Annotated in this window: 12 protein-coding genes and 1 other annotated feature; all 12 genes read right to left on the bottom strand. The window is 30.3% G+C overall.

Features of this window, described 5'->3' with window-relative positions:
- Window positions 1-17: 17 nt before the first annotated feature.
- The gene (deoD, locus tag CLPUN_RS09115) at window positions 18-725 is read right to left on the bottom strand and encodes a purine-nucleoside phosphorylase (RefSeq protein ID WP_077846981.1); all 708 of its coding nucleotides are present in this window, start codon (window positions 723-725) and stop codon (window positions 18-20) included.
- A 50-nt stretch (window positions 726-775) separates the two neighbouring features.
- Window positions 776-1,174, bottom strand: coding sequence for a cytidine deaminase (locus CLPUN_RS09110; RefSeq protein ID WP_077846980.1), 399 nt, complete (start codon window positions 1,172-1,174; stop codon window positions 776-778).
- 103 nt (window positions 1,175-1,277) lie between these two features.
- Entirely contained in the window at window positions 1,278-2,450 is a 1,173-nt protein-coding gene (locus tag CLPUN_RS09105; RefSeq protein WP_077846979.1) for a phosphopentomutase, read from the bottom strand.
- Window positions 2,451-2,784: 334 nt separating this feature from the next.
- Window positions 2,785-3,435 (bottom strand): deoxyribose-phosphate aldolase, encoded by a 651-nt coding sequence (deoC, locus tag CLPUN_RS09100; RefSeq protein ID WP_077846978.1) that lies wholly within the window; start codon window positions 3,433-3,435, stop codon window positions 2,785-2,787.
- A 109-nt stretch (window positions 3,436-3,544) separates the two neighbouring features.
- Window positions 3,545-4,501, bottom strand: coding sequence for an ABC transporter permease (locus tag CLPUN_RS09095; RefSeq protein WP_077846977.1), 957 nt, complete (start codon window positions 4,499-4,501; stop codon window positions 3,545-3,547).
- A gap of 1 nt (window position 4,502) precedes the next feature.
- Window positions 4,503-5,660, bottom strand: coding sequence for an ABC transporter permease (locus tag CLPUN_RS09090; protein ID WP_077846976.1), 1,158 nt, complete (start codon window positions 5,658-5,660; stop codon window positions 4,503-4,505).
- Window positions 5,653-7,182: an ABC transporter ATP-binding protein gene (locus tag CLPUN_RS09085; RefSeq protein WP_077846975.1), complete on the bottom strand. Its 1,530-nt coding sequence runs from the start codon at window positions 7,180-7,182 to the stop codon at window positions 5,653-5,655. Before CLPUN_RS09085 ends, CLPUN_RS09090 begins: the two co-directional genes overlap by 8 nt.
- Window positions 7,183-7,359: 177 nt before the next feature.
- Window positions 7,360-8,481, bottom strand: coding sequence for a BMP family lipoprotein (locus CLPUN_RS09080; protein ID WP_077846974.1), 1,122 nt, complete (start codon window positions 8,479-8,481; stop codon window positions 7,360-7,362).
- A 126-nt stretch (window positions 8,482-8,607) separates the two neighbouring features.
- Complete coding sequence (locus tag CLPUN_RS09075; protein ID WP_077846973.1) at window positions 8,608-9,627, bottom strand: LacI family DNA-binding transcriptional regulator; 1,020 nt, start codon at window positions 9,625-9,627, stop codon at window positions 8,608-8,610.
- A gap of 343 nt (window positions 9,628-9,970) precedes the next feature.
- Window positions 9,971-11,143 (bottom strand): aminotransferase class I/II-fold pyridoxal phosphate-dependent enzyme, encoded by a 1,173-nt coding sequence (locus tag CLPUN_RS09070; protein WP_077846972.1) that lies wholly within the window; start codon window positions 11,141-11,143, stop codon window positions 9,971-9,973.
- On the bottom strand, window positions 11,140-11,619 hold the full coding sequence (locus CLPUN_RS09065; RefSeq protein WP_077846971.1) for an Lrp/AsnC family transcriptional regulator: 480 nt from the start codon (window positions 11,617-11,619) through the stop codon (window positions 11,140-11,142). Before CLPUN_RS09065 ends, CLPUN_RS09070 begins: the two co-directional genes overlap by 4 nt.
- Before the next feature lie 47 nt (window positions 11,620-11,666).
- Window positions 11,667-11,962 (bottom strand) — a binding site (T-box leader).
- A gap of 477 nt (window positions 11,963-12,439) precedes the next feature.
- On the bottom strand, window positions 12,440-12,595 hold the full coding sequence (locus CLPUN_RS09060; RefSeq protein WP_077846970.1) for a zinc-ribbon domain-containing protein: 156 nt from the start codon (window positions 12,593-12,595) through the stop codon (window positions 12,440-12,442).
- Window positions 12,596-12,823: the final 228 nt, after the last annotated feature.

Below are 12,823 nucleotides of genomic sequence, written 5' to 3'. Positions count from 1 at the left end.
TATTTATTAATTGCACTTTATAACTCTGCTATTGTATCAAGTGCAACTTCCATCATATTTGTAAATGTTAATTGTCTTTCTTCTGCACTTGTAACTTCTCCTGTTACAAAATGATCACTTACAGTAAGTAATGCTAATGCATTAGCTCCAAATTTAGCCGCAATTGTATATAATGCAGCAGCTTCCATTTCCACTCCTAAGCAGCCAAATTTAGCCCACTTCTTCCAATCTTCATTATCATCACCATAAAATACATCAGAACTGTATATGCTTCCTACCTTAGGATCAAAACCTTTATTAACAGCTATATCATATGCTGGCTTTAGTAATTCAAAACTTGCTGTTGGTGCAAATGTTCTGCCTTGGAATCTTACTAAGTTAAGATTTGAATCTGTTGAAGCTGACATTGCTATTATAAGATCTCTTACCTTAACCTTTTCGCTATATCCACCACAAGTTCCAACTCTTATAAGATTTTTAACTCCATAGCTTTGAATTAACTCATTAGTATATATTGATATTGATGGGATACCCATTCCAGTTCCTTGAACTGAAACTCTCTTTCCTTTATATGTTCCTGTAAATCCATACATTCCTCTAACTTCATTATAGCAAACTGCATCTTCTAAAAATGTTTCTGCAATAAACTTAGCTCTTAAAGGATCTCCTGGTAATAGTACACTTTCTGCGATAGCACCTTCTGTTGCATTAATATGAATACTCATTTTGTTACCTCCAAATTTTATTCAGTTAATAGTTACTTGTTAACTATAATTTATTTACCCAGGTCTGATTTGGTAAATGCTCCTGGTAAAATATCATTCATGTCTTTTACTATATAATCATTTTCACTTTTCGCTATTATTATTTTTACATCTTTATCGCCAAATTCTGCAATTACTTGACGACAAATTCCACAAGGGTATGTTAATTCTTCAAGACTCCCAACTACAGCTACAGCCTTTATTTTGCTTTCACCTTCTGATATTCCCTTAAATATTCCAGTTCTTTCTGCACAATTTGTAGCTCCAAATGATGCATTTTCAATATTACATCCACCATAAATTTCTCCACTTTCAAAAAGCACAGCTGCTCCTACTTTAAAATCAGAATAAGGTGAATATGCTCTATTTCTATAATTTAAAGCTACCTTTATAAGTTTTTTGTAATCCATAAATACACCTCTTTACTCAGTTAATAGTCAAAAATTGAAAGTTTACAGTTATAATATTTTTTATATTACTGCATATGATCATTAATATATTTCTTGTAATTTTTTATCTTTTTATTTCCTTGAAGAAACTTTCTCCATTTTTTATTTTTTCTACCTTTAATATATCTGCTATAGTCTGCCCCATATCTGCAAAAGATTTTCTTGTTCCTAAATTAACATTTTCTTTCAATTTTCTTCCATACGCTAAAAATGGTACATGTTCTCTGCTATGATCTGTTCCTGGCATTGTTGGATCACAGCCATGATCTGCTGTTATAAATAAAACATCATTCTCTTTCATTTCATCTAAAATTTCCTTAAGTCTTAAATCAAATTCTTCTAAGCCTTTTGCATAAGATTTAAAGTCATTACGATGTCCCCATTTCATATCGAAATCAACAAGATTAGTAAATATTAATCCTTTATTATCTTTTTTCATATATTCTAAAGTCTTATCTACTCCATCCATATTATCTTTAGTATGAATTGCTTCTGTTATTCCTTCTCCGCAGAAAATATCTTCTATTTTACCTACACCAATAACATCTAATCCAGCATTTTTTATCTTATTTAGAACTGTATCATATGGTGGTATTAGTGAAAAATCTCTTCTATTTGGTGTTCTAGCGAAATTTCCTGGTTCTCCAACATAAGGTCTAGCTATTACTCTTGCAACACCATGTTCTCCAGTTAACATTTCTCTTGCTATTTCGCACATTTTATATAATTCTTCTAAAGGAATTATTTTTTCATGCGCTGCAATTTGAAATACACTGTCTGCTGAAGTATAAACTATGGCATTTCCAGTTTTCATTTGTTCTTCACCCAATTCATCTAATATAGCAGTCCCTGATGCTGGTTTATTTCCTATAACTTTTCTTCCAGTTAACTTTTCAAATTTTTCTATTACATCCTTTGGGAATCCATTTGGATAAGTTGGAAAAGCTACTTTTGAAACAACTCCCCCCATTTCCCAATGACCAGTTGTTGTATCCTTACCATTAGATTCTTCTTCAAATCTTGCATAACATCCTATTGGTGAATCGCACATTTCTACACCTTTAATATTTTCAATATTTCCAAGGCCTAGTTTAATCATATTAGGTAAATTTAATCCACCTACTGCTTTAGAAATATTTCCTATTGTATTTGCACCAACATCTCCAAACTTTTCAGCATCTGGCATTTCTCCCATACCAACACTATCTAAAACTACCCATATAATTCTATTTATCATTTACAAAACCACCTTTCTTTCAGTTAAAATTGACAATTAAAGATAAAACACAAAGCGTTTCTTTAAAATATATAATTCAAATTACCAAGGAAAAGTAAATATCCAAATTTTATATTTTGAAACATGAGCTTTCTCTTTGAGCTCTGTTTACTAACTGTTAATTATTAACTATCTAATTATTCCATAAATTAATGAAACCGCTTCCTTATTTTCACTGGTTATACGATAACTTTCGATTATATTCTTTCTAGCTTTTCCTATTTTGACACTCAATAATTAATGACAAATCTCAAACAGAGCTTTTTCATTAATTGCTATTTGTCAATTCTAAAAATTAATTGCTTTCACTAACAATAGAAATACTTGCGCTAGCACCTATTCTGCTTGCTCCAGCATTTATCATATCCATAGCTGTCTTAAAGTCTCTAACTCCACCAGATGCCTTTACTCCTATATTTTCTCCTACAGTTTTTCTCATAAGAGCAATATCTTCTTTTGTAGCTCCACTAGTAGAAAATCCTGTTGAAGTCTTAACAAAATCTGCTTTAGCTTCTTTAGCTATTTCACATGCTTTAGCTTTCTCTTCATCTGTCAATAGACATGTTTCAATAATAACCTTAACTATTGCTTTTCCTGTAGCTGCATTAACTACTGCTTCAATATCTTCTTTAAGTAGTACATAATTTTTTTCCTTCAACGCGCCTACATTTATAACCATATCTATTTCAGTCGCACCATTTTCAATAGCTTGAGTTGTTTCAAATGCCTTAGCTTCTTTAGTCATAGCTCCAAGCGGAAAACCTACTACTACACAAGTTTTTACATCCGTCCCTACAAGTTCAGTACTAACTAATTTTGCATAACATGCATTTACACAAACAGAAGCAAAATTATATTCTCTAGCTTCTCTGCAAAGTTTTTTCACATCTTCTGCTGTTGCCTCAGGTTTTAATATTGTATGATCTATATATTTAGCTATATTCATTTTCTTTTCCTCCTCATAAAGTCATGCACATTAAGTAAAATATTAATATGCATTAACTATTCTTTATACAAACTTAATTATATCAGTTATTGATGCATTACTACGTTAACTATCTTTTTCCAGAATCAAAAGGTTCCCCTTCTGCCTTCGGTGCTCTAGATGATTTAGAGAATAACACAAGAGCAAGTAAAGTAGCTACATAAGGAAATACCTTTAATACTACTAATGGAATTGAACCAAGTTCTGGAATAACTTGTGATACATTTGCGACAGTTGTTGCAAATCCAAAGAATGCTGTAGCTGCAAGAATTCCAAGTGGTTTCCATTGTCCAAAAATCAATCCTGCTAATGCTAAGAATCCAAGACCTGCAACGCTTCCATTAAACTCACCTGAAAATGTTACAAGAATTACTGCTCCCGCAAAAGAAGATAATCCTCCTGATAATAAAACACCGATATAACGCATACGATAAACATTAATACCAGCTGCATCTGCTGCTTGAGGATGTTCACCACAAGATCTTAATCTCAATCCAAATCTTGTTTTATATATTAAAAATGAACTTAACACCAATATTGCTAATGAAACCCATGTAGTTATATAAGTTTTTTTAAATAATAAATCTCCGAGTATAGGAATTTGTGAAAGTACTGGGATATCCATTTGATAAAATCCATTTGTAATTCTTATACGTCCACTTCCTGTAATAGTTCTTGCTAAAAATACAGTTAATGCTCCAGCCATCATATTAATTGCTGTACCACTTATTGTTTGGTCTGCATTTAAATTAATACTTGCAAATGCATGTAATAGAGAAAATAGCATACCAACTATTATAGCCACTAGTAATCCTATCCAAATAGCCAAACTACTTCCAGCTCCCATGCTTTCTTGTAGCTTAGTTATTGTTAAAGCACCTGCAAAAGAACCAACTATCATAAATCCATCAAGACCGATATTAATTACACCGCTACGTTCACAGTATAATGCTCCTAATGCAGTCATAAGTAGAGGAATTGTATATGCTACAGCATATGGAAAAATTTGAACTACTATTTCCCACATATTATTTCTCCTCCTTGTTGTTGATATCTATACTATCATTTGATTTTTCAACATTGTTCGAATTTACTTCATGCACAGCATCAGTACCTGAATTTTGAGCTTTTTTAGCCTTTGCCATGGATTTTTTATGTTTTATAGCATTTACTATCATTGGTACTGCTGCACTTATTGCTGCAAAATATATTATAGTTGCTATTATTGTATCTGCTATTTCTGGTGGAATACTTGTATTAGCATTCATAAATCCTTTTCCTGAATATAATACACCAAAAAATAAAGCAGATATTAATATTCCAACTGGATTATTAGCACCAAGTAATGATACTGCTATTCCATCAAAACCTTGAGATGGCATTACACCAATTTGTATGTTAGATGCATTACCTACGTATTGTGCTACACCTGCAAGCCCTGAAAGACCTCCCGCAATCATCATTGAAAAAATCACATTTCTATTTACTGACATACCAGCATATTCTGCAGCACTTTTATTAAATCCAACTGCTTTTAATTCATATCCTAAAACAGTCTTATTTAAAATAAACCAAATAACAATAACTGCTACAATAGCTATAAGTATTCCTAAGTTAATATAAGACCCATTAAATAAATCTGTCATCCATTTTGTTTTTAATGATGCTGATGCTGAAATACTTTTAGATTCTGTTTCACTTGAACCTTTAAAATATGCTGGAACTGCATAATAAACAATCCAGTAAGAAATCCAATTCATCATAATTGATGATACTACTTCATTTACATTAAATTTAGCCTTTAATAATCCTGGTACAAAAGCCCAAAGAGCACCCGATAAACATCCTGCTACTACCATAACTAATAACAATACAGGTCTTGACATGGCATCTCCATATGTTAATCCTAATACTGTAGCGCAAAAACCTCCAAAAAGCATTTGGCCTGGCGTACCAATATTGAAAAGCCCTGTTTTAAATGCAAAACCTACTGAAAGTCCTGTAAGTATCAAAGGTGTTGCGGTGGCTAATGTATCTCCAAATCTTTTCACATTTATTAGTGCACCTTTGAAAAGATACGAATATCCTTCTACAGCATTGCTGCCTATGGCAAACATTAAAATCGCCCCTGCAATTAATCCAAGGATAACTGCAAGTATAGAATTTAAAGCTTCTTTTTTACTCATGCTTCGCTCCTCCTTTTTGAACTCCAGCCATCATAAGGCCGATTTCATTTTCATTTGTTTCTGAAGCATTTACTATTCCAATTAATTCTCCATTATTGATTATTGCAATTCTATCAGATAAATTCATAACTTCACTAAGTTCTAGTGATACAAGTAATACAGCCTTTCCTTCATCTCTTTGTTCAACAAGTCTCTTATGTATATATTCTATTGATCCAACATCAAGACCTCTTGTTGGTTGAACTGCAATTAGAAGTTCAGGATTTAATTCAACTTCACGACCAATTATAGCCTTTTGCTGATTACCACCTGACATAGTTCTTGCAGGTGACTTCCCACCTTCACCTGATCTTACATCAAATTCTTTTATTATTTTTTCAGCATAATTGTGTATAGCATCCTTATTTAATAAGCCATGCTTTGAAAATGGTTCTCTATCATAAATTTCTAAAACCATATTATTTTCAAGTGTATAGTCTAATACAAGCCCTCTTTTTTGACGATCTTCTGGAATATGAGCTATTCCGCTATTTATACGCTTACGTATAGACATATTCGTTATATCCTCATTTTTAAAATATACTTTTCCTGACTTTACTTGTCTCATTCCAGTAATAGCCTCAATTAACTCTGACTGTCCATTACCTTCAACTCCAGCAAGCCCAAGAATTTCTCCCGCTTTAACCTCTAAAGAAAAGTTTTTAACCCTTAAAACCTTCTTGTTATTCATAACAGAAAGATCCTCTAATTTTAAAACTACATCTCTAGGCTCTTTTTCTTTTTTATTTACCTTAAAGCTTACTGGTCTTCCAACCATCATTTCTGCCATTTTTTCTTCTGAAGTAGTTTTTACATCAACGCTTCCTATATATTTTCCACGTCTGATAACAGTACAAAAATCTGCAACAGCTTTTATTTCTTTAAGTTTATGAGTTATTATTATAATTGATTTTCCTTCTTTGATAAGATTTTTCATAATCTTCATAAGTTCTTGAATTTCTTGTGGTGTAAGAACTGCTGTAGGCTCATCTAAAATTAACACTTCTGCATCTCTATAAAGCATCTTTAAAATTTCTACTCTTTGCTGCATTCCTACTGTTATATCTTCTATTTTTGCATATGGATCAACTTTCAATTCATATTTATTAGATAATTCCTCTATTTTTTTAGCTGCACTTTTAACATCAACTACTAAACCTTTTCTAGGTTCACAGCCTAAAATAATGTTTTCAGTTACTGTGAAATTTTCAACTAGTTTAAAATGTTGGTGAACCATTCCTATTCCTAAATCATTTGCAACATTAGGATTTGATATTTTTACTTCTTTTCCTCTTACCTTTATAATTCCCACTTCAGGCTGATACATTCCAAAAAGTACTGACATTAATGTAGATTTACCAGCTCCATTTTCACCAAGCAACGCGTGAATTTCACCTTTTTTTAATCTAACAGTAATATTATCATTCGCTACTATTCCTGGGAATTCTTTACGAATATTTAGCATTTCAACTACATATTCCATTATAGACTCCTCCTTATTTAAATTACAATTTATACAATATACTTTGAATTTAAGCATATGAAGGATGAAATTTCTATAAGTTTCAAATTCATTAAGAATGTAAAACCTGTAGAAACGCATCCTTCACCATTATCTTATAGAATCCTAACTACATTGTTTTAGGAATTTATTTAATTATTATTTAATTAATGATCCATCATTTGTATCATTTACTTTAACTGAACCATCTTTAAGTTTTGCAACTACATCATTAACTGTTTTCATTGTATCATCAGTTAAGTTTGGATTCTTTGTTGGTATACCAACTGCATCCTTAGTAATATCAAATGTTAATGTTTGACCACCTGGGAATTTATTTTCTTTTAATTGTTTAACCATGTCATAACTTGCTGCTTCAACTTTTTTAATAGCTGAAGTAAGAACTATTGACTTACCATCTGCGCCTACACCATCTTGATATTGATCTCTATCAACACCAATCATCCAAACACCTTTACCTGTTGCTGCTCTTGCTTTAGCTTCAGTTATAACTCCATTACCAACTCCACCAGCTGCACAGAAGATAGCTTTAACACCTCTGTCATACATTGATGCTGCAAGTTGTTGTCCTGCTGCTGTATCGTTAAATGTTCCTTGATATACTACATTTTCCGCTTTCAATGACATTTTAGTGCCTAGATTTTTGTTAGCATAAGCTACACCTTGTTGGAATCCCCAGTTAAACTTTTGAACTGCTGGAATTTCCATACCACCAATAAATCCAAGTTCTCCTTCTTTAAGTTGTACTGCTGCTGCAACACCTGCTATAAATCCTGATTGATGTTCAGCAAATAAAATAGATACAGCATTTTCCCCTACTTTATAGTTTGCTTTTGGTGTTGCTCCATCATTTGGAGTACCATCAATTAAAACAAACTTTGCATCCTTATATTGATCTTGTGCTTTAAAAATAGCTGTTTCAAATTTAAATCCTGGAGTAGCTATAAGCTTGTATCCTGAATCATAAAGATCACCTATGTTCTTTAAGTAATCTGCTTCTGTTTCACCACTTGGTTTTACATATTTTGTTTCTGTTCCAAAATCTGTTTTCGTCTTCTCTAAACCTTCCCAAGTACCTTGGTTAAATGACTTATCATCAATTGTTCCCGAATCAGTTACCATACCTACTTTTAATTTTTCTTCTTTAGTAGTTTTATCCCCTGCAGCTTTATCCCCTGTACTTGATGAACTTCCACAACCAGCAAATAAAGTTACTGTTATTGCTGAAACTGCTAATAATGATAATAATCTCTTTTTCATTATTTCTCCTCCTATAAATATATTTTTAATATTTAAAATCACGAAATATTTTTTCATGATTCAAATTTATAAAGTAGTAGTTTCTTTAATTTTATTTAAATCAAAAGTTAGTATTCCCGTAGAGCATTACTTATGAGCTTTTTCTGAACCTTTAACTATTATTTGTGGTGCGATTATCAACCTTCTTGCATTTTCATCTTCAATATTGCTGATAATATCGCAAAGCATATTCATAGATGCTTTTCCTAATTCTATTGGTGAATCTTCCACATATGTAATATTAAGTCCAACTATATCTAAAAAATCAATTTTGTCAAAGCCTATAATTGCTAAATCTTTAGGAATCTCTCTATTTTCATCTTTTAACGCTTTTATTACTCCCATAGTCATCATATTGCTGCAAACTATTAATGCAGTAGGATGATCTTTTTCTTCAAATAAATTTTTAGTCAATTCATATGCTTTTTCTAATTTAAAATCTCCATAATAAACGTATTTATTTTTAAAAGGAATATCATTTTCTTTTAAAGCTTTTTTATATCCTTCTAATCTATCTGCCACTGGTTCTGAGCTTAATAATCCAGTCATAATTCCTATTTTTGTATGACCTTCTTTAATTAATAAGTTTGTTGCGTCAAAGCCACCCTTTATATTATCAACAAAAACCCCATTTAATTTAGTAAATTTAACATCTGCAGAAACTAAAATTATTGGGATATTTAAATTATTTATTGTTTTTATATAAGATTCATTAAATTTTTCTTCGCCAAAACCAGGTGTCATTATAATTCCTTTAATTCTTTGCTCTTTTAATAATTTAAGAGCACGTATTTCCTTCTCTAAATAATTATCTGTATTAAATAAAATTATATTCAAATTATTTTTTTCAGCAATGTCACTTATTCCTTTTATAATTTCTCCAAAATAAGCATTTGTTATATCTGGAACAATTACTCCTATAGTGTTCGTTTCACTTTTTGATAGACTTCTAGCAATTGCACTTGGAACATAATTGGTTTCTTTTATCGCATCTAATATTCTTTTTTTCGTTTCTTCTTTTACATATCCTGAACTATTAAGTACTCTTGATACCGTTGCTGATGATACGTTTGCTTGTTTTGCAATATCACTTATAGTTACTGACATTGTAAATTCACCCCATTGTATTTTTTTATTTGATCATTACGTTTTCTCTAACTTATTGCTATTTATTTCTAATTTTGTTTTGAAAAATTTCTTGCAATATGGAAGCGATACCATATTTATATTTATAATAATATATTAGAAATATGATGTCAATATTCTTACTCAATTCTATTTTTTATTGTAATTGATTACTTTTTCTCCATTATGCCTAATATAACTACATTTTCCCAAAATATTAGACTAAAACTTAACAAAATAAATTTTTATACGGATATTTTAAAGAAAAATTAACTCAAAAATAGAGCATCCATCTTTAGTTTAGGTTACTCTATTTTTTATAATATTATTTACTCTTTAATTTATTAATAAACTTTTTCATTCTCTTTAATGCTTCAATAATATCCTCCATAGAAGACGCATAACAAACTCTTACAAAACCTTCTCCACATTCGCCAAAGGCATTTCCTGGAACAACTAAAACTTTTTCACTTAAAAGTAATTGTTCGCAAAACTCATCAGAAGTTATTCCTGTAGATTTAATACTTGGAAATATATAAAATGCTCCATGTGGTTCAAAACACTCTAATCCCATTTTTCTAAATCCATCTAACAGAACTCTTCTTCTTCTATTATATTCTCTACACATTTCTTCTACACTACTATCACCACTCTTTAAAGCTTCAATAGCAGCATATTGAGCCGTTGTTGGAGAACTCATAATTGCATATTGGTGAATTTTCTTCATAGCATCTATTAAAACTGGATGACCACAAATATATCCTAATCTCCATCCTGTCATTGCATACGACTTAGAAAATCCATTTATAACCAAAGTTTTTTTCTTCATCTCCGGAAAAGATGCTATTGAAACATGTTTATCTCCATAACAAAGTTCTGAATATATTTCATCTGAAATAGCAATAATATTTTTATCTTTTAGAACTTCTACTATTCCAGCCAGCTCATCTCTTGTCATTATTGCTCCTGTTGGATTATTAGGAAATGGTATTATAACTACTTTTGTTTTTGGTGTAATAGCAGCTTCTAAAGCTTCTGGCGTAAGTTTAAATTCATCTTCAGATTTAAGATTTAATACTTTAGCCGTTGCGCCAGTAAAAGCTGTACACCCTTTATATGCAACAAAGCTTGGTTCTGGTACTATAACTTCATCTCCTGGTCCAACTAAAGCTCTAAGTGCTATATCAATCCCTTCACTTCCTCCAACTGTAACTAATATTTGATTTTCGGGATTATAATCAAGATTAAATCTTCTATGAAGATATTTTGCTATCTCTACACGTAGTTCAATAAATCCTGCATTTGAAGAATAATGAGTATGCCCTTGTTCTAAAGAATAAATACCAGCTTCTCTAACATTCCAAGGAGTAACGAAATCTGGTTCTCCAACACCAAGTGAAATCACATCCTCCATTTCATTGATTATATCAAAGTATTTTCTTATACCTGATGGAGGCATATCTTTAACATAATCTAAAATCATATTTTCTAATATCATATAAATATTGCCTCCCTATCACTTACTTTCTTTTCTTTAAATATTGTGCCATGATCTTTATATTTTTTTAACACAAAATGAGTGCTTGTACTTAATACATATTGTTGCACTGCAAGTTTTTCAGATACAAAAAGTGCTACTTGTTTCATAGTTTTTCCTTCAACAATAACTGTTAGATCAAATCCTCCAGACATTAAATAACATGCCTTAACTTCTGAAAATTTATATATACGCTCTGCAACCTTATCAAACCCTTCACCTCTTTGAGGAGTTATCTTAACTTCTATTAGAGCTGTAACTGTCTCACTACCTGTATTTTCCCAATTTATAAGAGTTGTATATCCGGCTATAATATTCTTTTCTTCATAATCTCTAATAGCCTCTCTAACTTCTTCAACTGTCTTTCCTACCATAACAGCAATTTGTTCATCAGTATACCTACCATTCTTTTCTAAAATCTCAAGTATTTCCTCCATTGAAAATAACCTCCTTATTTTTTGAATAAAAAAATCCTCCATCCCAAACAAGGGACGAAGGAACTACTTCGCGGTACCACCCTAATAAACAATATAAATATTGTTCACTCAGCTAGAATATATAATTATATACTCCACCTCTATAACGTGAGGATTACGTTATAACCTAATTAAAAATTACCATTTCAAACAACTAATTGTTTAAAATTTTACATTATAATCTTTATTTTTCAGCTATAAAATTCAAAGGCTGCTTCTATAAAACTTACTTACTAGATTTTCACCAATCTCTAGCTCTCTAAAAAGTACACTTCTATATACTCTTCCTTATCAACATCTTTAAAATATAAATTTAGAATCTAATTTATTTTAATGTACATTAATAAATATTAAATTCGAAAAATAAAAAAGATTATTAAATAATTTTATATTCAAATCTTTTTTATATTATACTCATAAATGCATAATAAATTCAATAGAATTTTTATATTTTTTTAATTATTCATATTCAATTTCAACATTTCGTTAATATTCTATTTATTTATAAGCAAATTAATTATTATTTCACTAATAATTTATAGTAAAAGCTCTCGAATTTTATGCTTATACGATTATATTTGAAATTTATATACTTTGATTATAAATATAAAAAACTTACCTTTCCAATTAAAAGTAATTTTGCGCAAATTCTTCTATAATTGATCTCTGGATTTTAACTATTAAATTTTGAAATATTAATAAAACAATAGGCTGATACAAAAGATTTTTCCAATCTATTTTATTATCAGCCTATTTGATAAATCAACTAATTTCTTATTGATTATCTTCTATTATTTTGTTGCTTTCTAGCTCTTCTACAATCAGCACATCTTATTGGCTCATTTTCAAATCCTTTTTCTTTGTAGAATTCTTGCTCTCCTACAGTAAAAATGAATTCGTCCCCACAATCTCTACATGTTAATTTTTTATCTTCCATTATAATGTTCCATTGCCAAAGTTAATCAATAACTTTGCAACAGTTCACCTCCTCTTTTAGTTTAGAAATTTCTTTTTATCACTAATATATTATCCATAATTTAAACTTTTATTCATTAAAACCTTTTTTATGGAACTTCTTCATTAGAATTTTAAATTTGTTCTATATGTATTGCAATTAAGAATTCATATAAAATTAAATAACAAATATAATTTTTACGAAAGAATT

This window comes from Clostridium puniceum, from assembly GCF_002006345.1.
Classification (GTDB): domain Bacteria; phylum Bacillota; class Clostridia; order Clostridiales; family Clostridiaceae; genus Clostridium; species Clostridium puniceum.
This window is presented reverse-complemented; position numbering and strand designations above follow the sequence as displayed.

Excerpts from the sequence above, each read along its gene's own strand:
- deoD (WP_077846981.1), bottom strand. The coding sequence starts at position 725 with ATGAGTATTCATATTAATGCAACAGAAGGTGCTATCGCAGAAAGTGTA.
- CLPUN_RS09110 (WP_077846980.1), bottom strand. The coding sequence starts at position 1,174 with ATGGATTACAAAAAACTTATAAAGGTAGCTTTAAATTATAGAAATAGA.
- CLPUN_RS09105 (WP_077846979.1), bottom strand. The coding sequence starts at position 2,450 with ATGATAAATAGAATTATATGGGTAGTTTTAGATAGTGTTGGTATGGGA.
- deoC (WP_077846978.1), bottom strand. The coding sequence starts at position 3,435 with ATGAATATAGCTAAATATATAGATCATACAATATTAAAACCTGAGGCA.
- CLPUN_RS09095 (WP_077846977.1), bottom strand. The coding sequence starts at position 4,501 with ATGTGGGAAATAGTAGTTCAAATTTTTCCATATGCTGTAGCATATACA.
- CLPUN_RS09090 (WP_077846976.1), bottom strand. The coding sequence starts at position 5,660 with ATGAGTAAAAAAGAAGCTTTAAATTCTATACTTGCAGTTATCCTTGGA.
- CLPUN_RS09085 (WP_077846975.1), bottom strand. The coding sequence starts at position 7,182 with ATGGAATATGTAGTTGAAATGCTAAATATTCGTAAAGAATTCCCAGGA.
- CLPUN_RS09080 (WP_077846974.1), bottom strand. The coding sequence starts at position 8,481 with ATGAAAAAGAGATTATTATCATTATTAGCAGTTTCAGCAATAACAGTA.
- CLPUN_RS09075 (WP_077846973.1), bottom strand. The coding sequence starts at position 9,627 with ATGTCAGTAACTATAAGTGATATTGCAAAACAAGCAAACGTATCATCA.
- CLPUN_RS09070 (WP_077846972.1), bottom strand. The coding sequence starts at position 11,143 with ATGATATTAGAAAATATGATTTTAGATTATGTTAAAGATATGCCTCCA.
- CLPUN_RS09065 (WP_077846971.1), bottom strand. The coding sequence starts at position 11,619 with ATGGAGGAAATACTTGAGATTTTAGAAAAGAATGGTAGGTATACTGAT.
- CLPUN_RS09060 (WP_077846970.1), bottom strand. The coding sequence starts at position 12,595 with ATGGAAGATAAAAAATTAACATGTAGAGATTGTGGGGACGAATTCATT.